Annotated in this window: 27 protein-coding genes; all 27 read right to left on the reverse strand. The window is 41.6% G+C overall.

Annotation, left to right across the window (positions count from 1 at the left end; all coding sequences use genetic code 11):
- Window positions 1-9: 9 nt before the first annotated feature.
- Window positions 10-189: a hypothetical protein gene (locus tag P343_RS26735; RefSeq protein ID WP_023509866.1), complete on the reverse strand. Its 180-nt coding sequence runs from the start codon at window positions 187-189 to the stop codon at window positions 10-12.
- Window positions 149-1,606 carry a phage portal protein gene (locus tag P343_RS26740; RefSeq protein ID WP_023509867.1) on the reverse strand — a complete coding sequence of 486 codons (1,458 nt, stop codon included), beginning with the start codon at window positions 1,604-1,606 and terminating at the stop codon, window positions 149-151. Before P343_RS26740 ends, P343_RS26735 begins: the two co-directional genes overlap by 41 nt.
- Window positions 1,603-2,829, reverse strand: coding sequence for a PBSX family phage terminase large subunit (locus P343_RS26745; protein WP_023509868.1), 1,227 nt, complete (start codon window positions 2,827-2,829; stop codon window positions 1,603-1,605). The genes P343_RS26740 and P343_RS26745 overlap by 4 nt, the downstream gene beginning before the upstream one ends.
- Window positions 2,816-3,658 carry a phage terminase small subunit gene (terS, locus tag P343_RS26750; protein WP_023509869.1) on the reverse strand — a complete coding sequence of 281 codons (843 nt, stop codon included), beginning with the start codon at window positions 3,656-3,658 and terminating at the stop codon, window positions 2,816-2,818. Before terS ends, P343_RS26745 begins: the two co-directional genes overlap by 14 nt.
- Before the next feature lie 36 nt (window positions 3,659-3,694).
- Complete coding sequence (locus P343_RS26755) at window positions 3,695-3,922, reverse strand: hypothetical protein (RefSeq protein ID WP_031263838.1); 228 nt, start codon at window positions 3,920-3,922, stop codon at window positions 3,695-3,697.
- A 134-nt stretch (window positions 3,923-4,056) separates the two neighbouring features.
- Window positions 4,057-5,271 (reverse strand): site-specific DNA-methyltransferase, encoded by a 1,215-nt coding sequence (locus tag P343_RS26760; RefSeq protein WP_031263841.1) that lies wholly within the window; start codon window positions 5,269-5,271, stop codon window positions 4,057-4,059.
- A 704-nt stretch (window positions 5,272-5,975) separates the two neighbouring features.
- Complete coding sequence (locus P343_RS26765) at window positions 5,976-6,293, reverse strand: hypothetical protein (protein WP_023509873.1); 318 nt, start codon at window positions 6,291-6,293, stop codon at window positions 5,976-5,978.
- 118 nt (window positions 6,294-6,411) lie between these two features.
- Window positions 6,412-6,675, reverse strand: coding sequence for a hypothetical protein (locus tag P343_RS26770; protein WP_023509874.1), 264 nt, complete (start codon window positions 6,673-6,675; stop codon window positions 6,412-6,414).
- Between the two features lie 397 nt (window positions 6,676-7,072).
- On the reverse strand, window positions 7,073-7,756 hold the full coding sequence (locus tag P343_RS26775; protein ID WP_023509875.1) for a hypothetical protein: 684 nt from the start codon (window positions 7,754-7,756) through the stop codon (window positions 7,073-7,075).
- Window positions 7,757-7,960: 204 nt separating this feature from the next.
- Window positions 7,961-8,374 carry a hypothetical protein gene (locus P343_RS26780; protein WP_023509876.1) on the reverse strand — a complete coding sequence of 138 codons (414 nt, stop codon included), beginning with the start codon at window positions 8,372-8,374 and terminating at the stop codon, window positions 7,961-7,963.
- 1 nt (window position 8,375) lies between these two features.
- Window positions 8,376-8,516, reverse strand: a complete 141-nt coding sequence (locus P343_RS37130) for a hypothetical protein (RefSeq protein WP_023509877.1) — start codon at window positions 8,514-8,516, stop codon at window positions 8,376-8,378.
- A gap of 92 nt (window positions 8,517-8,608) precedes the next feature.
- Window positions 8,609-9,082: a hypothetical protein gene (locus P343_RS26785; RefSeq protein WP_023509878.1), complete on the reverse strand. Its 474-nt coding sequence runs from the start codon at window positions 9,080-9,082 to the stop codon at window positions 8,609-8,611.
- Window positions 9,079-9,276 carry an XtrA/YqaO family protein gene (locus P343_RS26790; RefSeq protein ID WP_023509879.1) on the reverse strand — a complete coding sequence of 66 codons (198 nt, stop codon included), beginning with the start codon at window positions 9,274-9,276 and terminating at the stop codon, window positions 9,079-9,081. Before P343_RS26790 ends, P343_RS26785 begins: the two co-directional genes overlap by 4 nt.
- Before the next feature lie 84 nt (window positions 9,277-9,360).
- Complete coding sequence (locus P343_RS26795) at window positions 9,361-9,768, reverse strand: hypothetical protein (protein ID WP_023509880.1); 408 nt, start codon at window positions 9,766-9,768, stop codon at window positions 9,361-9,363.
- Between the two features lie 72 nt (window positions 9,769-9,840).
- Window positions 9,841-10,764: a DUF3102 domain-containing protein gene (locus P343_RS26800; protein WP_023509881.1), complete on the reverse strand. Its 924-nt coding sequence runs from the start codon at window positions 10,762-10,764 to the stop codon at window positions 9,841-9,843.
- Window positions 10,761-12,272 carry a PcfJ domain-containing protein gene (locus P343_RS26805; RefSeq protein ID WP_023509882.1) on the reverse strand — a complete coding sequence of 504 codons (1,512 nt, stop codon included), beginning with the start codon at window positions 12,270-12,272 and terminating at the stop codon, window positions 10,761-10,763. Before P343_RS26805 ends, P343_RS26800 begins: the two co-directional genes overlap by 4 nt.
- A gap of 15 nt (window positions 12,273-12,287) precedes the next feature.
- Entirely contained in the window at window positions 12,288-12,650 is a 363-nt protein-coding gene (locus P343_RS0118735; protein ID WP_023509883.1) for a hypothetical protein, read from the reverse strand.
- Window positions 12,640-13,236: a hypothetical protein gene (locus P343_RS37465; RefSeq protein WP_023509884.1), complete on the reverse strand. Its 597-nt coding sequence runs from the start codon at window positions 13,234-13,236 to the stop codon at window positions 12,640-12,642. The genes P343_RS0118735 and P343_RS37465 overlap by 11 nt, the downstream gene beginning before the upstream one ends.
- Before the next feature lie 2 nt (window positions 13,237-13,238).
- Window positions 13,239-13,412, reverse strand: a complete 174-nt coding sequence (locus tag P343_RS37135) for a hypothetical protein (RefSeq protein WP_023509885.1) — start codon at window positions 13,410-13,412, stop codon at window positions 13,239-13,241.
- Between the two features lie 6 nt (window positions 13,413-13,418).
- The gene (locus tag P343_RS26810; RefSeq protein ID WP_236620344.1) at window positions 13,419-13,871 is read right to left on the reverse strand and encodes a DUF1064 domain-containing protein; all 453 of its coding nucleotides are present in this window, start codon (window positions 13,869-13,871) and stop codon (window positions 13,419-13,421) included.
- Between the two features lie 256 nt (window positions 13,872-14,127).
- Window positions 14,128-14,475, reverse strand: coding sequence for a BC1872 family protein (locus tag P343_RS26820; protein WP_023509888.1), 348 nt, complete (start codon window positions 14,473-14,475; stop codon window positions 14,128-14,130).
- Window positions 14,476-14,580: 105 nt separating this feature from the next.
- On the reverse strand, window positions 14,581-14,733 hold the full coding sequence (locus P343_RS37140; RefSeq protein ID WP_023509890.1) for a hypothetical protein: 153 nt from the start codon (window positions 14,731-14,733) through the stop codon (window positions 14,581-14,583).
- A gap of 18 nt (window positions 14,734-14,751) precedes the next feature.
- Entirely contained in the window at window positions 14,752-15,600 is an 849-nt protein-coding gene (locus tag P343_RS36375) for a DnaD domain protein (protein WP_023509891.1), read from the reverse strand.
- A 28-nt stretch (window positions 15,601-15,628) separates the two neighbouring features.
- Window positions 15,629-16,108 carry a single-stranded DNA-binding protein gene (gene ssb, locus P343_RS26830; protein WP_023509892.1) on the reverse strand — a complete coding sequence of 160 codons (480 nt, stop codon included), beginning with the start codon at window positions 16,106-16,108 and terminating at the stop codon, window positions 15,629-15,631.
- Between the two features lie 11 nt (window positions 16,109-16,119).
- Window positions 16,120-16,824: an MBL fold metallo-hydrolase gene (locus tag P343_RS26835; RefSeq protein ID WP_023509893.1), complete on the reverse strand. Its 705-nt coding sequence runs from the start codon at window positions 16,822-16,824 to the stop codon at window positions 16,120-16,122.
- Entirely contained in the window at window positions 16,824-17,963 is a 1,140-nt protein-coding gene (locus tag P343_RS0118750) for a hypothetical protein (RefSeq protein ID WP_051384736.1), read from the reverse strand. Before P343_RS0118750 ends, P343_RS26835 begins: the two co-directional genes overlap by 1 nt.
- Window positions 17,964-19,955 carry a hypothetical protein gene (locus P343_RS0118755; RefSeq protein WP_051384737.1) on the reverse strand — a complete coding sequence of 664 codons (1,992 nt, stop codon included), beginning with the start codon at window positions 19,953-19,955 and terminating at the stop codon, window positions 17,964-17,966.
- Window position 19,956 lies beyond the last annotated feature (1 nt).

Here is a 19,956-nt window from a genome sequence, read left to right on the forward strand (position 1 = left end):
GAGAGATGCTCACTTAAACCCATGCATTTTGTTGGAAAATTCGCCGGCAATATACAACGCTTGATTCGGTTCAAATCCTTGTTTGATCAGCTCATCGTAGTATTTCTTTACCATCTGAGCGATCAGATAAAAATTCTCTTTGACTTCATCAACTTGCATTTCCTGCTGCAGCTGTTCGTGTGCTTTCATCTGCGCCATCTCCTGTGTTTTGATTGTTTGGCAGTGTTTCAGGACCGTAGACACTCTCGGCGGCAATCGCTGCATCTTCATGCATACGGTCCATTTCATCCTTAACATTTGTAACAAACGGAAGCAGACTTAATCTTGTTTGCTCGCTAACCACACCTTTAAGTGCAACCGATGCCTGAGCATCTGAAAGAATATCATCCGGAAGGTTCCGTTTGAATTGGAAGTCAATTTGCAAATAATCATCCGGATTTGCAAGGCGTTTTTTTGACCACGCCGAACACAAAACTTTGAACTGATACCGCAAACCCGCCGTCATCTTCCGTTCCATGGTGATTGCCTTATGCTCAAGTGCCATCAGCTTGTAGCGCATGGCCACACCAGTGACCGTCGTCCCAAATGATTCATCTGAGAAGTTCACGGACTTAGAAAAACGCATGATGTTCTCTTCTAGTCGGTCCAGATGATGTTCAATAATGCTGTCATTCAGTTCCTTGGTCAGATACTTCACGTCCTGCGTTTCATCGTCCAGATTGATAACACCTGTACGCTTCATATTCTCCTGATCTGTTTCATCCAGGAACGCACCTTTTGCCACCAGATATGCAAGCCGGTACTGCTCAATTTCGTTGCTCACATCGCTCAGCGTGCGGTCATAAGCATCAATCAGCGGCAGTACCTTTTCAGCGTCGCCTTTCATCTCCTGGTTGTTTGGTACACCGAACAGCGGACAATAGTCGAACATATGTGGTTTAGATTCTTTCAGCAAGTAATCTTCGCCGTCTGTTGATTCGAAATGAAAGATTGTGGCCACATCATAAAAATCAGCGTTAAACACATCCACCTTTTCATCCGGGTTCTTCCCATTAGCACCCCAGGTAAACGTTTTATAGTAACGTAGCGCATACTTCGGATTTGTAATGTCATCCGTTTCCGATAGGATAATAGCTTCCCACGGATTAACGGTCATTGCTGCTTCATTGCCGTCAGGATCAATATAGAGCAACCTGGCGCCGTAACCGCAGATGGTTGCCTTTTTTCCCAGCTCAGAATCAGCATCTTCAATATTGTTCCGCTTATTAAAATCAGACAGAGTCTCTTGTATTCCCGTCTGTTCATCCGCATTGTACGTAATCGGACTACCGAATAAATAGCCGACCTTTGTATCTGTGATTTCCGCGTCATACGCATTGTTGATCTTGTTATTCACTTTGTCATCAATACGGATCACTTCTTGCCCTTTGACCTCATCGTACTTGATCGGCTTACGGGTCAGTATTGGCACCCCAGATGCAGAAGCCTTGTAACGCTCGTAGAAGTTGACCATGCGATCATGATCAGGTTTGTGATCATTAATCATCACTCGTATGATCTCACTTGTAATGCCGTCCTGTTCAATCAGAGGAATATATTCGTTCATGTACTCACCTTCTTTCCTGTCCGTCGTCTGAATGGTTTTAGTTGCGTATAAATGGCGTATCTCAAAGCGTCAAGAACATCGTCCCAAAGCTTTACCGGTTCGCCCGTCGTCTCGTTCCAGACGTACATGTAAATCTCTTTTTTAAATCGCTGGACACGCTCTTTCACGATAAGCAACTTCTTTCGTTTAAACAGCCGCGCAACTTCTTCAATTCCTGAAATGACCGCTTTGTCTGCATTGATCGCATGGAAATGCTCTCGTCTTAAACGCTTAATATGTTCAGGTCGTGCTGTATCACAATAAAAACGGATGTCACCATAGCGGTTCTTTATTCCGCTGGCAACATCCACCCAGTAATCGATCTCTTCAAATTGTTTCGCGTGTTCCTCAATTAAGTAAAAACTCCCTTGATCATCCTCGCCAATGACAACCATAACTCCGTGGTGATCATAACCAAAATCGACACCGGCAAAGTACTTCACAAAGTTAATTTCGCTTAGTTTGGATTCGCTGATGTAGTGAATATCCTTGTTGAAATCCTTGTATACAACGCCTTCAGCAGCGCACCACAGACCATTAATGTCTCTGTCATAGAACATGCCACTTGGTGTTGTCACTTTGATATTCTCCCGGTACCGTTTATTTAGAAATGTGTTATCATCCAGAACAAAGTGAAAGTCCACAATACTTTTATCCGGATTGTCGATGTAATCTCGCTTCAACCAATGCTCCGGTTGATCCGGGTTCGTATCGATCAGGATTCGTGCTCCGTTGGCCGAGCAACGGGATTTGATTTCGTTAAAGACTTCCTCATTGGCAAGCGAACCTTCATTGATGTACGCGCCGTAAGCAGTCATGCCTCGAATTCTGCTCAAATCGTTGATCTTGCTGTGACCTGTACAAACAACAAGAACGCCAAACAGTTTGAATCGGTTGTATTTATCCATGTGAAAGTTAATGCCGTATTTGTTGGTCAACTCAATTAAGACGTTTTTTGCCAGGTTTCCCAGGTTCGCGCCAGCAAGAATGTACTGCGGATTCTCCACGCCTTCATTTGTTGCAATCCGTTTGACACGTTTCAGCTCATACAGGAACAAGTCATTGTCAATGACCGTCTTTCCGGTACGTTTCGCTCCATGATTGATGAGCATAAAATAATCATGGTTGAAAGCGTATCTGAGAACTTCCTGCTGCTTCGGCGTATAGAGTTCACTCAGAGTCATCTCTGAACGCCTCCTCCAGCTTGTCTAGGAGATTGCCAACTTTGTCCTCTGTATTTGCCCCAGTGTCTGTAGATGCCCGTATTTGGTCAATACGAGCCTGCATGAGATCAAACTTCAGCCTTTCTTCACCTTTTGCTTTTATAATTTCTTGTTTTTGCTTTATCGCTTTGATGAGCTTATCGGTCACTCGAGTTAATGCTTCTTCGAGGTTTAGGATATCATCGATCTTCTTAAGCTCTGTTTCCTCTACCTGAGTCACAACAAGCTTATGCGTTTGAACCGGTACCTTAACTTCCACACCATCTTGATCAACCGTATGAACATCTTTGACCTTACGTAATTCTTGGAGAACGCGACGCTGTTTCTCAGTCATCCCTTCTTCGATTCCCTTGATTCGTTTCATCATGCGTCTCTGCCGAATTTTAAGCTCACGAATGGTCATGTCAATTTGAATCAGTGGGTCCGTTGGAATTTCTGCTATAAGAACTTTCTCATCATCATCGAGAAAGTCCCACATCAGCGTTTCAAACTCGCCAGTCCTTACGGCATTCTTGTTCCCCTTTGGTGCGTGGCCACCGGAGTTACCTTTTGCATTTTTGTTGCCGATCGGAGCACCACGCATACCATTTGAACGTTTAGGAGCGCTCCTTTTGGATTTAGGAGCGCTCCCTTTCAATTCGTTATCCCATTTGTCTGTAGCTTTCCACTTTCTGACGGTGCTCGACGAGACATTCATTTGCTTTGCGAGGTCGACCAGCTTAACTTTGCCCCCACTTTTTAACCATATGTCTTTTGCCTCGTCGCGTCTCGGATCTCTCGGTCTCGCCACTTTACATCACCGCCACCTCCACAATTAAGTTTGATTTCATAATTCATCTTTCTGGAGCTGCAGATCGATCTCGATTAGTTTTTTCAGATCGTCCACTGTATCTATTTTTATTTGCCCTTTTTGGAAGTCTTTAACCCATCGAGCGATCCCAGCTTGGACAATTTTTCTATACTTATCTTTTGAGGTTGCTATACCTGCAAGAACTTCAATCTCATGTTGAAGTAAATCTTTTTGCGAACGTTTGTTTTCATTTTCTATTGCCAGCACCCCATTCCTTAACTAAAATAGGAAAAGAGATAGTGGTCTTGTTCAACCGTGGCCACGGCCTTCCACTATCTCCGCTGGGGTGACCAGCTTGTGAGAGAAGGGGATGTTCGCGCATCCTCTTCTTTTTATTTTTATGCTTTCAAAAGCAGCTTAGGTTTGTTTCCCGTTAATTGCTCATATCGTTTCTTGATGACGTCGCAGTATTTGGGATCCAGTTCACTCATATAACAAATGCGTTCCGTTTGCTCTGCAGCGATTAATGTTGTGCCGCTTCCTCCACAACCATCTAGAACAATATCATGTTTTCGTGATGAATTCTGAATGGCTTTTGCAACGAGCGGAACCGGCTTCATCGTCGGATGCTCACCGTTCCTTAATGGTTTATCAAAGTTCCAAACCGTTGACTGTTTACGATCACCACACCATTGATGCGGAGCGCCTGGCTTCCATCCGTAAAGAATCGGCTCATGCTGCCATTGATAATCCTGCCGACCCACCACAAATCCATTTTTAACCCATACGATACATTGCTTCATTAACCAACCTGCATCAAACATTGCTTTCCTGAAGTTGTATCCTTCAGAATCTGCGTGGCAGACATAAATAGCGCCACCCCTCCGGGTTGCGCATAACAGCGTAGTATATAGGTCGAATAAAAATTGATAAAAGGCTTCGTTATCCATCTTATCGTTCATGATTTTTAACGAATCAGCGGTCTTGCCTTCATAGTCCACATTATAAGGTGGGTCAGTAAATGCCATCGCGGCAAGTTGCCCATCCATTAATCGATCGATCGTTTCTTGATCGGTACTGTCACCACAAATTAATCGATGCGGACCAAGTTTCCAAATATCTCCTGGTTTCGTTTCAGGTTCTTCGATGGCAGCAATTTCTTCTTCCACATAGAATTCATCGTCTTCAATCTTAACAGACATCTGATTTTCTAGCTGTTCGATTAACTCATCTAGCTCTTCCTTATCGAATCCAGTCAAGTCGATCCCTATGTCAGTTTCAGTAAGGTCCTGAAGCACTGCGGAAAGCTTTGAATTATCCCAGTCACCACTAATTTTATTCAGTGCTAAATTAAGTGCCTTCTCTTTATCCAAATCAAGATTAACGACAGAGACCTCAATTTCCATTTGGCCACTTTCCTTAAGAATTTTAAATCGTTGATGACCACCAACTAGATTCCCTGTTCTCTCGTTCCAGATTAATGGATCTACATATCCGAATTCTTTGATTGATCGTTCCAGTTTCTGATATTCCGGATTGCTCGGCTGGAGATCAACTCGCGGATTATAAGGAGCTGGATTTATTTTTGAAACTAAGATTTTCTTAATAATCATTAAATCACCTCTCACGTGGAACTCCAAACATCAAATCATATCATTCTAATAATCACGACTAATCATGTCCTTTTTATCATCCGCTCACGACACATCCTGGTTGTAGTTTGTCTGCTTTTGTTTTTATTATTTTTCGGTTCTATTTCATCAACTCATACATATAATCGCACTGAGAAAGTCCTCGAATCACCGGAGCGTGGCAGCGAGGAGTTTAGTATGAAACAAATTATTCAATATGAATTTGCCGTTAATCTGATTTTTGTGAAGTTTAAGTTTTCATTAAAAACGGTTTACTGTCGGTGATTACAATTAAAATATGAGTGCTCACGCCCCGGAGAGGATTTCCTCTTCGGGGTTTAAATAATTAAATTAAATATTTTATTTTAACGACAAATTCTTTTTGAGTATCAAAAATACATTGATGTTAAAGCAAATGTATTAAGAAATAAAATAATTAAATATTTTAAATTACAAAGATGTATTAATATTTAACATTCATGCTCATACAATTTGGTAGAACTGCCTAAGTCGCCTTTACGACCGACTTTCTGTCCATTATTTTTCACACAATTCAGGAACGGGCACAGCCCTTCCCAATCAAGCCACATATTGCCTTACAGCCTCCATCTGGATCTTTAATCACTTATATCGCGCCCTCCTTTGTGCAAAATAAAAGCACCCCGAAGGAGTGCTGATAATATTCTTTATCCATATATCTTCACATATTCAATTAATTCTTCTTTAACATAGCTTTCAGTAACTCCGTCACGGGTTGTAATGACCTTAGGCTTAATTGGTTGATCTACTCTTCCTCCAGAACCAGTGTCCGGATCTTTGAATGCCGCATGGATTGGCTTCTTTTCCCTGAAATAAAACACAATATCGTCAGCATAAGGGGGATTGCTTCCTGAACTGCTCCAACTTGATATTTCCAGTTTTGAATCCAACTGGCTGTATAATTTTCTAACCAGATTAATAATTTCCTGCGCTTCAAAATATGTTTTTTCTTCTTCCTCAGCCATCTTTCCCATCTCCATTTTCAGAATACCTTAGCATTCCACAAAATAGGACAATGTTCCTGCATCTCTGCAAAAGAAAAAGAGCCTAAAGGACTCTTAAATATTTTTAATATATTTCGATTTACTGCCTGTTTGCTGGCATAAGGCTTGATAGCGTTCCAACCATACCCACAACAGCCATTATTATTGAACATTTGAAAATCATTTCATAGAAACCATTCGCAGCTAGTACTTTGTCTATTTGTGCATTTGAGGCATGGCTGAGCCACTGTCCATAAATATAGTATCTATTATGTTCTACTAACCTGAGCATTATATAGAACCCTCCGAAACAAAACAAGAAAACGGCAGAGCCCATTTTTAACGCTTTACCCAAATCAAACATTCTAACACCTCCAAAATGCTAACACGCTTTTATCAAATAAAATTCGCGCTATGGAGACATTTTCCTGCAAAATTTGAAAATAAATAGCACCCTCTCGGATGCTCTTTGCTCTTATTCAATTCAGCACCGCAAGGTGCGTCATATGTTGTGCTTCAATCGAAGTGCTGTTCTCAACTCTCCGACCTGCCTTCCATGGTAACAGCATATCACAAAAAATCAATTCGAAAGTGTACTCTTGGTGTACTCTTAATACACACCTAATAGATCATGAGGCATCTTTCAGCTACCACTTGTATTCATATACAAATCGCTGCTGCTTTTCAGATAAATTTACCATCGTTACATCCCATCTGCCCAATTGCGCAAAATAAAAAATAACTACAATGAGAGCTGAAATTCAATGATTATTATTAGCCAATTTATAAAATCGTCCATTAATAAATTCAAGCTGTCCTTCATTAATTAGTTTATTTAGTTCATTTTTCAACCCTGCTCTTGATATTTGATAACCTATTACCAAAACTCTTGACCATAATTCTTTAAATTCGTATAACTTATCCTTACTCAAACTATTTACTAAACGCTTTGTAATAATATAATCACTATGATCACTAGGTTTATGTTTGATATATCTACTCTCAATTACTACTTTTTTAAGATTGTTCAGATCTTTGTTAAATGTTTCGTTATCAGAATACTTATGCTCCAGTTCATTTACTTTTGTTTCGATTGATACACTGTTTTTTTGTATCCCATTCATAATACTGATTAGGGAATCTCTTAATTGATTGACTTCATCAATACTGCTTCTTACATCTTGAAGATTTTCTTTTAGTTCTTTTGCTGCTTCTTTAAGGTCACTCACTGTATTTTTCTGACCAGCCACATCATCCAAAGTAATAACAATTGCAACCACCGCAAGAACTATAGATACTGCGGTAGCTGCATTATTTAAACCATCGCTAGCAAACTTATTACTCCATGCAACAATTGATAAAATACAAATGATGACAACACTAAAAATTATGGATATGTAGATCAGATCTTTCGCTTGAACATATTTGTGATCTTTATCTTTCATTCTTTATTCCCCCTTTTATCCAATTATCGGATAGAAGGAAAAATAATCAAGAATAATTAAAAACAAAAACGCACCCTATGAACTGCCCCCCTGTAGTTAGACGATCAGAATCCAATTCAGGGGGTTTTATCTTTTATTAAGTTATACCGAAGGTACGCCTGCTATGCACTTATTTACGATATAAGGATAACTCTTGGTGTACAATTACCGACCAGCCCGCGACGCTCTTTTGTATAGCCGATTGCTGAACCTTGCACTAATCCGCTTGATCCAATCATAGCTGTACCCGAGCTCATGTGATATTTCAAGTAACGATTTACCTTGCATCTGCAAAACAGCCACCTTGTAATCCACACCATCAAGTTCGCTGATTTTCGTCTCAAGCCGTTTCTTACAATATTCCTTATCGTCCAGAACATTAAATAGCGGGCGCAGCACATCATCAATCTTATAGATTTCCTCAAGCGCACGATCAAACTTCATTATTGCGCGTACACCCATTTTCCAGTAATACTTTCGCTCTATTTCCAGCTGGTGGATCCGCAGATAAAGACAGTCGATCTCGCCACATAGGTCGTGATACATTTTGAGTGGAAGCAGCTCCGTTGCTTTACTCATCTTACCGCCCCTTCCTACGCAGCGCACCATGACGACGCTCGAGTACTTGATCGAACTCACCCATCATTTTGCGCAGCTCATGCTTTGATAGATCTGGTTTCCGTTTTACTCTTTTACTTGGTTGTTTCTTTTTCTCGTTCATGGTACGCCTCCTTTGGCATAAAAAAAGAGGACGCAGAAACAACGGCGTTTAACCGTCATTTCAACGTCCTCCAGCTGACTGGTAGAACTTAATTATCTTTTAAAATACTTTGTTGGATCAAATATATCTTGAATACCTATCCCAATTGTCGGTCTTGGCAAATCCTCTAGTCTAAAATTTTTAATTCCTAAATAAAGTTGTTCATATGTTTTCTTTTTTTCTTCAGGCACTGCATCAAGTGCTTTTTTCTCTAACCTAGATATTGTTCCTTTATCTTGTTTTCCCCTGATGTGTATATAGAGAGACTCATTTATATTCACATCCCGCAAATTTTGTCTGTATCGTCGCCATTCAACGAATCGAATTACAGCGTGGGGAATATAGATCTTAAAACACCTTTTAATAAATTTCCATAATGCCTTTATTGTGCTCAATAAAAATAGAATTACTGCTTTCAACATACTTGTCAAAAAGACCCCGATAACAGCTGATAAAATGCTTACCAGCAAAGTATCAAATAAAGTTATTCCTGAATCTTTAAATAAGTAGTGATCAAAAAGATTCAAAATTCCTCCCCCTCGTCCCACTTCACACGTTTCACCTTTCCCTGGTGCGTTACGATCGTTGTCTCTCCGTGCTCAGGTAAATCTGTGAATTTAACTTTTCCGTTCCCAATCACAATCACTTTGTTATTTATTCCCATTATATCAACATTCAGCTGCATTGTGGCCGGATCTATCTTCATTTCTTTTAATCTCACGGTAATCCCTCCTGATATGGTAAAATGAGGTATCGGATGATCGGGAGGGATCCCGATTTTTTTGTTGCATTCTTGGTCTGTTTATTAACCATGGTGGCAACTATGAGTAAAATTTAGCTCTTCGATAATTTCTACATCGTCATTATCAAAATGGAGCGCTGCAGGAGGTTCATACTCTCCTGAATTCCAGTCTTTATCGAATTGTTCGCGGTCATCGACATACGTTCCCACAAACGGATCCTGTTCAAGAAGATAAATAAATTCTTTAAATTTCTCGTTATCCTTCTTGTAGTACTCGACAAGTGAGTAGCCATTATCGACAAAGGTATCTGTAACAGCAACTTCTAGTCCATCAATGATGTCATAAGCCTTTATTATGTTCTGTACTACTTCATTACTAGGCTTTGGCCCATCAAAGTCTTTCAAGATCTGTTTCGATGTTTTACCAGTGGTATGAAGTATTGCCCGATAAACTTTTAACTTAAATTTCATTTTTTATAACCTCCATGATTTACTCATGCACTGAATAGTGAATGTTAAACGCTTTACCACCTACATAGGGCATTAATTGTTTACCTTCTCATCCATTTTCATGATCAGGCCGTGTACTGCGCCTTTGTATTTTTGCATCGTTTCTGGATCCGGAATATCAGCTAAGGAGAGCAGCAGATCTCTGAATCCAGAAACCAGATGATCAAAGCATACTTGGAACTTCATAGCCTCTTTCCCACCAGGAACAGATGCCTTTCGAAGCTCTGCTATTTCTGCAACAATCTCATCTGGAATTTTCTCAACGACCTTTGTTACCGGCACGTCGATCGGTTTCTCTTTCAGCTGCTTCTGCAGGTTTTTGTTCTGTTCATCAAGTTCTTTTTGACGTTGTTCGCTAGCATCCAGTTTATCCTGAAGACGCTTGATTGCTTCATCATCACCAGTTGCCTGCACTGTTTTGAGCTGTTCTTTTAACTTGTAGGAAATCTCCAGCTGCTTGCTGAGTAAACCACTTGTTGTCTTCAGTTCTTTCTGATCAAGTTCTGCTTTTGCCGAAATATTATCAAGCCGTGCCTGCAGTTCCTCCTTTTCTTTGATTGCTTTCTTCAGTTCCCGCGTGGACATTTCCTCAACATTGTGCTCCTGGACGAACGTTTCTCGTTCATCCTCTGGAACACTTAGCAATGCAACGGCTTGGGTATAGCTCAAATTCGCAAGCGATTGCGATTTTAAGCTTGTCCCAAAAAGAGCCAGTTGATCATCTCCGTATTGCTGGAATACCTTTATCAGATTGTTAGCTGTGCGCTGTGAATAATCGACACTCTCTTCTAACCACTTGCCCCACTCGCCATGTGGAAGCAATGACTTTGCTTCCGACAGGCGTCGTCCGATCTCAATGCTGTTTACGATCAGCAGCTTTCGCGTCTGCTCCTTGATACTGTTTATTTCCGCCGCAATCATGACTGGTGTTCTTGTCGCTACTTCATTCATGCTCATACCGCCATCACCTTTCTACCCACTTTTTTCTTGAGTTTTGCTTGCGTAAACCGTTCCAGGAACTTCTCAACTTCCTTAGACGGTTGCGTGTCGTTATGCGCATATGCTTGACGAATCTGATTGTCTCTGACTTCAACCGTTACATACGGAACATTTGGCGCCGATTTTTTTCTGACAAATAAAATGTTTGTCGTACCGTTCGCGTACCTTTCCGTGTATGTTCCTACGCAGTGATGCAGCTTCTCGCCTTCGGCAATTAGTTCCTTTGCGCTTACAGCCGGACGGATCAACCATTTACCTGATTCAAAAATGTACTTTTTTTTAAGCAAGCGAACTCGCTTATGAATCTTTTGTTCAATCAGTGCATCTTTCTTTAGTTTTACTTGTTTCATAAGATTGTCATGTTGCCGGCGCAGATGCGGTGGAAAATGAATATATTCGTCATTTAAGTCCATCCCGAGCTCTCTGCAAAATCTGTAATAGTCATCTAATGTTTGAATTACATCTCTTTCAGAACGGAACTGCTTGTCCTTATCCAATTGCTTCTTGATGTAGTTCAATGTCTTCCGGAGTGTGAACGGTCGAGAAACCTTTCCCAGATCGCGTGGATCTATATATCTGTTGGAAATTTCTATGGCCTCGTTAATGCTGAACTTCGATCCATCTTTGATACCCATTTGAAGGTATTTCAAAGCCAATAGATCCACTTTTTCTTTTTGTTTACAGACCATCTTTACCATCTGTTTTGGCAGTTTTAGTACCTTATCAATGCTCTTTCCCCGCCAGTTAATCGCCGAATATGTGCTATTTCCATATAGCTTTGCCTCTACAGCTTCACTAAATCCAAGCTTAGTCAGATACTCAACTGATGGATACGCAGAAGCTAGGGAGAAGAATTTAACATGATCATTGTCATAGTAATTTCCCCATGTGCTATATTGAAAAGGTGTATCCTTAACCGCGTTTTGAATACTTTCAAGAGACCGATAGCATCTAATATGGCTCATTGCCGTGCTTTCCAGTGAATAAACAGATCTATTTTTAATCCATTCCTGATGATAGTCTGCGTACTCATACATCTCTCCTTTATTGCCTGGATCAAACAAGTAAAGGGATCTCGGATAAAATTTTGTTTCAACGCTCCGATAGTCTCTGGAATAATCTCGGTAGACAAAATAGCCTCTAGCCACCATTGCGTTAGGACTGACTAGTGATTTTTCGTAAAAGACAAAATAGCCTCTGTCTTGAAGATATTTGTACCCTCGTCCGCTGGCTTTCACTTGGCAATGTGATCCGCATTGTGGGCACTCGACAAATGATCCGTGACGCAATATCTCTTCATTTCGGAAATCCTGTTTGCAATGCGTGCAATATCCATATTGAAAATGTCCACGACGATATGTGAAAATATATCTGCTGCTCAGGAACACGACATCATCAACGAATTTTTCCATTTCCGGAGTAATCTTTGTGTTAAAATGTTTTCGAACCTTTTCAAATTCACCCAATGTCAGCAGCTCCTCTCACATGAAGTCCTCAAGCTTCACGTCGAATGGATCCGCTTGGTGTTTCTGCTCTTTTTTGATTGGTTCTTGGACTGCCGGCTCTTGCACAGCCGGCTTTCCTTCTATTCCGAAGTATTTCAACACGATAGCGAAACCTTCATCGTCCGTAAGAACCGCTATGCTCCCGACTTTCTTCAGCGACGCTTCATGCTGCATTGCTTTGAGACTTCCCATGATCGTCTTATCTTTGTCTGCCACTCTATCTGCAGTGTCTGGGTTGCTTTCCAGATGATGCAATAAAAATTGTCCGATCACTTGCACATATGGATTTTTCTCCTTCTCCATTTCCTTCTTAATCTTGTCGATCGCTTTATTCGGCATTTTCCAATCCTCCTTCAATTCTGAATCCAACGATTGCACGTTCCGGATGTTTTCGATTGGCCAACCGTTTCTTAGCTGTCGGCGTTGTCAGCCATGAAATGTAGTCTGGTCGGCAATTCAACTTATCTGCACATTCAACTGCTGTTCCTGTACAAATCAGCCTGTCGCCTTTGTAAATGGCATATCTCGTCGCCTTTATCTTTTTTAATTTTTCTTTTACTTCCTTGATTCGTTTCGCGCCGACGAACAGATGGTTCTTGATGTAATTAATGCCCTTGCCCCGGTCGAGTGCCATGGCAATCTCCACATCGCTTGCTTTAGATTTTCTCCCATTAGAAGCCACGCGCTCACTATTAAACTGCCTTTTGAGATAATTCAACCATTCTTCAAGTTGTTTTATTTTCTCAGTTTCCTTAGTTTCACCCATTGTCGAATCAATCGACTTGCCTAATTCCCGAAGTTGCAGATCGATCAACTTTAATTGTTCAAAATCTTCTTTCCCCATTCGGTCTTTCGATCTAATTACTGCACTTTCATCGAGCAACTTGCCGATCTGCACCAGCTGCTTATGATATTTTGATGGCATGGTCAATCCCTCCATTTCCATTCGCCTTTTTTCTTTGCAATCAAGAGTGTCTGATGCGTATATGGCAAGCATTCTTTGACCTGTTCGTCATTCAATCCAGGCTCAAAGATTGTGATCACAGGGTACATTTTGCGTTCAGAATCTATCCGCCTGTGTATGGTCACTCGCCGCTTCATCAGGCGTCACTTCCTTTTGCGTTTCTTGAGCTTGTCCAATGTTGTCCACCCGAGATCTTTGTCATAGGTTACTAGGCTTAATGGCCAAGGATAGCGGTTCATAAACAGTTTTTTCTTCATCCGGAATACCGCCGTTTCGAGACCTTTCACGTCGATTATTTCGATTGATCCATCATTTCGGTATACCTTGAAGTCCGCAACGTATTCAATGCGGCTATATTTTTCGCCATAAGGCGTGATCCCAGCTTCCTGGAGCATGAATCTTGGCTGTCGCTCAAATCGCTTAATCTCACCCGCCTTCTTCAACCATTTCAGCTGCACGTAGTAACGAGCTTCAATCTCTGAATCAAACTGGATTCCGTCAACAGTCGTCTTTTTGGCATTGAACTTCTGTTTCTTTTCTCGCTTTTTCAGCATCTCCTGATACTCTCCTGAGGTCATTGTTTCAGTGAGATCCATAGCCAATTAATTCGCCTCCAGTTTGTGCCCACATATCTGACAATATTGTTGATCATGTTTGAGTTCCTCGTTTTCGCATACGTGGCATACTTTCCTTAAAAACTCTGTTGCAAAGCATCCCCTAAATCCTTCAAGCCACACGACTTTTGAACCGCACATTTCGCTTTCATCCGTTCTGACCGTCCAAACTTTGTCCCTATACTTTTCAGCCTCTCGGCACGTATGCATCACGACTTTGTCACCTTTTTTGAGTGGTTCACTCATCGCTCTTGCTCCCTTCCTGATTCTCAATCACTTTTAATGCTGCCAAACAAATAGCTTTTTCAGCTGATTCATCGCTTTGAGCATTAACTATCGGATGAGCATCGTTCTCATATCTCATTGCGACCCATATATTTAGCGATCGATAAAGTTCATCCAGTTTAAAAAAATTAAATACTTCCCAAGCGTCTTTCATATTTCCAGTTGGGTTCCATTCAGTCCAGTATCCATCTTTAGGTGAACAAGCTCCAATTATGGGATATGGCGAATTATCATACATTACTTCAATATCCGTGTAACCTAACTTCTCAGCTAACTTGCGATCGATCTCAAGATTGTTCATCGCGCCACGCCTCCTTTTTCCGATCTACTTGTCCACCGACAAGCGCGCATATGATTGCAGCTATTCCGAAGGGTAACAGAATCACGGAAGTTGCCATAGCTGCGATCACGATACCTCACCCGGTCCAACTAACGTCAATGCAAGAACAAAAATCGCAGTGAATGTAAGCGCCGGAAAAGCTAGGCTATCTCGCTTGCGTTGACTTCCTAAAACTCCGATGCCGGCAAGGATGATTAATAAAATGCGTATTGCTAACACAGCTATCCCTCCTAACTCCTAAATGCTGTTTAAATACTCCTCAATCTCTTTGGCACGCCGCTTGACCTCTTCCGGATCTTCCGGTGGTTTGTCTTGTTCCTGCTTTTTCATCCACTCAGGTTCAACTTCACGACGCTGTGGGTTAGACGCTCGCTGACCTTGCTGTCGTCGTGCTTGAAAATGCTTTTGCTCTTGCTCAACATCAGCCAAGGTCTTTATGCCTTTAGCGGCCCAATTGTTTAAGATCCCTACAGAGTACCCATAGGGCTTGCCAAGCTCTGCCGACATACGGAACGCTTTGCAGATCACGGCATCTTCTAAACCATCTTGCTCTAGATAAACGGTGATGTTCTGGCATTGTAGAGCATTGGGTTGTTTCCCAAAGCATTGATAATATTCATCGAACCAGTGCTGACGACTAACTGCAGTTGTTTGTTTCGTTTCGTTTTGTTTAGTTTCACTAACAACTAATGCGGAAGCATTGTCGGAAGGTTTGTCGGAAAGGTTGTCGGAAGCATAGCCGGAAAGATTGTCGGCATCTGTTGCCGACAGCAATGATTTCTCGGAAACTTTGTAGGTAATCATTGCCGACAAATCATATAATTGATAGACTGCTGACTTACTTCCCTTCCTTGACCTAAAGTCGATGAACCCTTTCATTTTTAAATCATTTCGCGCGTTTGTTATCGTTCTTTCGGAAAGGCCTGTCTTAATACATAGCACCGATACAGCTACCGCAAATTCTCTAAGCCATCCAGCCTTATTGTTTACGTTCGCCAATGCGTGCCATAAAGCAATTGCTGATGTGCTAAGCTGACTTGTTTCGAGCCGATCATAGAATGCATTAATTAACCGAATGTAGTTCAAGGCCTCACCTCCTCACTTAACACTTGCATTAGAACGGCAGATCATCCTCTGCAATATCAATAGGCTTGCTGTCGCCGGCAAAAGGATCTTCAAAGCTTGGTTGAGTACTCTTAGATTGGCTCCTGCTGGCGCTTTGACTGCCGCTGCTGTAATTGTCTCGACTTGCTAATTGTCCGTCACTAGGAGCCCCCTTAGGTTCCAGAAACTGTACACTATCGGCAACCACTTCCGTGACGTAAACTCGCTTGCCCTCGTTGTTTTCATAACTTCGGGTCTGAATGCGGCCTTCAACACCAGCTAGGCTTCCCTTATGCAGAAAGTTTGCTGCATTTTCAGCTTGACGGCGCCAAATCACAACAGGTACAAAATCAGCTTCGCGCTCACCCTGATGGTTCGAAAATGGCCGATTAACCGCAATAGTGAAACTGGTAACAGCAACACCGTTAGGCGTGTATTTTAGTTCCGGATCCTTGGTCAATCTTCCGATCAAAACCACTCGATTGATCATCCAATCCCTCCTTACGCGATGTAGACCGGCTTGCCGGTTAATTCCATAATTTCTCGCTTAAACCGCGCTGCGTCCGAATTATTATTGGAGAGATGGAGCAGCCAAATCTCTTGGACTTGCGACAAGTCATTTGCTTGTAGGAACTCTTTGACATTTGCCAATGAAAAGTGCGATTTGAGCAATCGCCGACGCATAACCTGAGGTACACGTCCGTCTAAGATGTTTTGGTCTAGAATATCGATCGAGTAATTGCATTCGACCATGATGTGCGTTAATCTTGGAAACTTATATTTGATATAGTAAGTATCCGTTGCAAACAGTAGTTTTTCTCCTGATTGATTGGCCATCAGGTAACCCAATGGCTCGCTCACATCATGCTGAACATCAAATGGCATAATCGTCCAAGTTCCAAGCGTAAACTGTTTCTTTACTTCCACAGGCTTTACTCGATGCCCGGAAATGCCGAGTTTGGAGAACGTACCTTTGCTTGCATAAACATCGATCGCTCCTTTTTTAATAACGTCTTTAACTGCCTTCGAATGATCGCCATGCTCATGAGTAACCAAGCATCCGACCACTTGAGACATATGAAAATCGAATCCTACCTGAATGTCTTTATAATTAATTCCTGCTTCTAGGAGCAGAAGCGTATGGCCATCAGTAACCTTATAGGCGTTACCCGAAGATCCAGATGCAAGCGGCGTGATTTCAATCATCAGAATCCAGGTCCACCTGCAGCTTCTGCCTTTTCAAAATCATCTGTAGGATCGTCTCCCGCTTCGGTCATCGGCTTTTCTACCTTTGTTCTCTCCTGGATAGGATCCTTTTTCTGAATCGGTTCAACATTATCACGATGCTCTGATTGTGCTTTCTCTGCTTTATACTCAGGCTCAGATACTTCAACATCAATCGTTTCGCGGTTGGCGTTCTCTGCTATTTCCTTGCGGACACGCGATGCTTCACCGTCAGTTGATTCCTCGTAGCTCATCTGAATTACCGCATTTCCGAAGTCCTTCGGAATCTTCTTAACGATGTTATTCCGCATTTTGCGGACAATCATCGTCTCACGGCTCTGTGGATCTTTCCAAGCTGGACTGATGTATTCACTTAAATCAGGATCATCCAGAGCACCAAGGCCGAGCTGTGCAGCCTTGACCAGAATCTCCTTTTTCTTTTTATTGATTTCTTGTTTTTGTGCACTGGTTGCTTTAAAGCGACTTTCAGCGATGCCGAAAGTTTCATTCATGAGGTTATTGCTGATATGCGCGATCAAATTTTTTGCCACATCAGCGCGCTCGGAGATATAAAACTCAACCGTGTTATCAGTCTTTATGATGGGATAAACTACTCGGACAATCTTACCGGATCCGGATGGCGTCCATTTTGGAGAGGTCATTTCCAGACCGTTGTATGAAGGATACTCGAACTTATCATTTTCACGAACGAGCCAGAACTGTTTTACGGCTTTCACGTCACGTCCAAAACGGGCAAGGATGGAATCATTTCCATCGCCCTCAATTCCCATTTCGATCTGTTTTTTCCAGATCTTTTCCTTACTTCCCTGCGCCGAAAAGGCAACGTTTCTCAGCTGGAAGTAGACTTCACGTGGGCTTGCTGCTGCATTCAATTTAAGAGCAGCCACTTGGAGAAGCGTATCTGTAATATTACTCTTGTCCAGTTGCTCATCGTTCCAACTGATCAGTTTGCCATCCAAGACATTGTTGATTGCCGAAATGGCTGATAGCACACACTGTTTTGAGTAAGTGTCCATTTTGATTCCGTTATTGGTTAACTGATCCTCAATCATTGGAGCAAATGTGTCGTTGACCTTGGTTAAAGCTGTTGAAAAAGTCATTTAGATTACCTCCTCTGCAATCTCGGATTTATTTACAATTCGCAATTCCTTGTCCTTGGCCGATACAATTAGGCTAATAACCTGTGCGTTAGTCTCAGCAAGGTTTGTTACTGATTCACGGTTGTCCACAAAAATCGGTACGTGGATTCCATAGAATTCAGAAAGTGTGTCGATCACATCAAGACCGACATTAATGCGTGCGGCGTTGTTTAGATCGCTGAACGGCACGCCGTCGTATGTCATTTCGCAAACATCTGTCAAGTCTCCATTGACTTGGCGATCAAAAAGTTTGAACCGAGCAAATTTGAATTTCTCATTAATCCGTTCCTCAAGAAGACTTGATTTCGTTTCAGTAAACAGATTAATCAGGTGCAGGATATATTCTGCTCTTTCAAATTTGGCTGTAAGGTCCCTTTCTTCCATTTCAAGTTCACGGATTCGTTTATCGATCTTCCTTGATTGTTCGAAGTCTTTCAATCCCGCTGTAAAATCAAACAACGATTTTCTTAGTTTGCTTTTTTCTTCGGTCTCCGCCATGATCGCATCATCAATTGAATTGCGAAGATCGTTTATTTTTGCATTGATTTCAGCGATACGGCTTTCCATTTCTTGATATTTAGGATCATCAAGAACCGAAGATGTTCCAGTATTAAGTTCATCAGCCTCTTTTTTCATTGCTTCGAGAACGGCTGTTTTCTTGACTAAATCAGCCTTTATTTGCTCTACTTCGAGGTTTTTTGCACTGATTTCACTTTCGAATCTCTGAACTTCGGCCATTGTTTCTTTACCACTGCTCTGAATGCCCTGCAGGCGTTGAGCCTTGTCTAAGTTAAAATGCTGCTCTGCATGTTTTCTTGCTTCCTCAACCTTATTTTCAGGTAGGTCTTGTTTGCAAGTTGGGCAAACCGTTTCACCGGAAAAGGTAAATATTTCAGCATTAACAGCTGCCCATTCATGGCGAAGATCCTCAGCCTTTTCTTTCAGACGATCAATCTTTGCCTTGGATCTCGAATTTTCTTCGTCAATTTCTTGAATCCGTCTATTTTGTTTGTCGATAACAGTTTTACGATCGTAGTAATCAACGCGAAGACTATCAATCTTCTTATGCAAATCCGACTGGTAACCATTGCGAAATTCCTGCTGTTCGCCACGGATTTTCAAAATTTCGTTTTTTAGTTCAGTTACTTCTCCGCCGGAACGGATTTGAGCAATATGGTCATCAATTTCATCGATTTTCTTTTGCAATGCACTGGCTAATCCTCTCAAATCCTCTTCAGACGAATAATTATCTAAATTTGGTTTGGCGTTTTGATTTTCGTCGATTCGTGGTTCGATGTCTTTGAGATCTGAATTGATTTCCTTTTTTTGTTCGGACACGATTTTTTTGAAATCATCGATGTTGTGATCACCGATAATGTCGGGAAGATCTTTGAGCTCATCATTTGCTTTGACAACCGTATCAATGGACACGTCGCCACAAATATTAAGGAGCACTGAACGCCGGTCTTTCCATGGCATAACTTCGTTGAAGCAAGTTGGAGAAGAAAGTAGTTTGAACAGCTTTTCATCACCATTCACTAAGCTCATAACTTGAAGATCATATTCACGTTTCCGGCTTGGAACACCATTGATGTAATACTTTGTTTCGTGCCCGGAGAAGGTCTCTTTAGGTGAATTTTTCTTCTTGGTCCATATCTCGTGATACACCCGCTTAAGCGCTAAGGGTTTACCATTAACCGTAAATGCACCACTAACTGAATGATCCCTGTGGTGCACCGGCTCACCACTCTTGAGTAAGGTTTTGATTGAGAAGTCCGTTCGATCTCGACTATCTTTACCAAATAGCAACCAGTTGTAACCATCTGCAATAGTAGTTTTACCAGAGGCATTTTCACCGAAAGCATCGATGTCTTGTCCATTTGCAGTAATGAATAGATTACGAATGCCTTTAAAATTAATCAGTTCAAGCTCAACAAGCTTAATGTCTTTCATC

Source organism: Sporolactobacillus laevolacticus DSM 442 (assembly GCF_000497245.1).
Taxonomy (GTDB): Bacteria; Bacillota; Bacilli; order Bacillales; family Sporolactobacillaceae; genus Sporolactobacillus; species Sporolactobacillus laevolacticus.

Coding starts and splice junctions, on each gene's coding strand:
- P343_RS26735 (WP_023509866.1), bottom strand. CDS start 189: ATGAAAGCACACGAACAGCTGCAGCAGGAAATGCAAGTTGATGAAGTC.
- P343_RS26740 (WP_023509867.1), bottom strand. CDS start 1,606: ATGAACGAATATATTCCTCTGATTGAACAGGACGGCATTACAAGTGAG.
- P343_RS26745 (WP_023509868.1), bottom strand. CDS start 2,829: ATGACTCTGAGTGAACTCTATACGCCGAAGCAGCAGGAAGTTCTCAGA.
- P343_RS26760 (WP_031263841.1), bottom strand. CDS start 5,271: ATGATTATTAAGAAAATCTTAGTTTCAAAAATAAATCCAGCTCCTTAT.
- P343_RS26765 (WP_023509873.1), bottom strand. CDS start 6,293: ATGGCTGAGGAAGAAGAAAAAACATATTTTGAAGCGCAGGAAATTATT.
- P343_RS26770 (WP_023509874.1), bottom strand. CDS start 6,675: ATGTTTGATTTGGGTAAAGCGTTAAAAATGGGCTCTGCCGTTTTCTTG.
- P343_RS26775 (WP_023509875.1), bottom strand. CDS start 7,756: ATGAAAGATAAAGATCACAAATATGTTCAAGCGAAAGATCTGATCTAC.
- P343_RS26780 (WP_023509876.1), bottom strand. CDS start 8,374: ATGAGTAAAGCAACGGAGCTGCTTCCACTCAAAATGTATCACGACCTA.
- P343_RS37130 (WP_023509877.1), bottom strand. CDS start 8,516: ATGAACGAGAAAAAGAAACAACCAAGTAAAAGAGTAAAACGGAAACCA.
- P343_RS26795 (WP_023509880.1), bottom strand. CDS start 9,768: ATGAAATTTAAGTTAAAAGTTTATCGGGCAATACTTCATACCACTGGT.
- P343_RS26800 (WP_023509881.1), bottom strand. CDS start 10,764: ATGAGCATGAATGAAGTAGCGACAAGAACACCAGTCATGATTGCGGCG.
- P343_RS0118735 (WP_023509883.1), bottom strand. CDS start 12,650: ATGCCGAATAAAGCGATCGACAAGATTAAGAAGGAAATGGAGAAGGAG.
- P343_RS37465 (WP_023509884.1), bottom strand. CDS start 13,236: ATGCCATCAAAATATCATAAGCAGCTGGTGCAGATCGGCAAGTTGCTC.
- P343_RS37135 (WP_023509885.1), bottom strand. CDS start 13,412: ATGAAGCGGCGAGTGACCATACACAGGCGGATAGATTCTGAACGCAAA.
- P343_RS26810 (WP_236620344.1), bottom strand. CDS start 13,871: ATGGATCTCACTGAAACAATGACCTCAGGAGAGTATCAGGAGATGCTG.
- P343_RS26820 (WP_023509888.1), bottom strand. CDS start 14,475: ATGAACAATCTTGAGATCGATCGCAAGTTAGCTGAGAAGTTAGGTTAC.
- ssb (WP_023509892.1), bottom strand. CDS start 16,108: ATGATCAATCGAGTGGTTTTGATCGGAAGATTGACCAAGGATCCGGAA.
- P343_RS26835 (WP_023509893.1), bottom strand. CDS start 16,824: ATGATTGAAATCACGCCGCTTGCATCTGGATCTTCGGGTAACGCCTAT.
- P343_RS0118750 (WP_051384736.1), bottom strand. CDS start 17,963: ATGACTTTTTCAACAGCTTTAACCAAGGTCAACGACACATTTGCTCCA.
- P343_RS0118755 (WP_051384737.1), bottom strand. CDS start 19,955: ATGAAAGACATTAAGCTTGTTGAGCTTGAACTGATTAATTTTAAAGGC.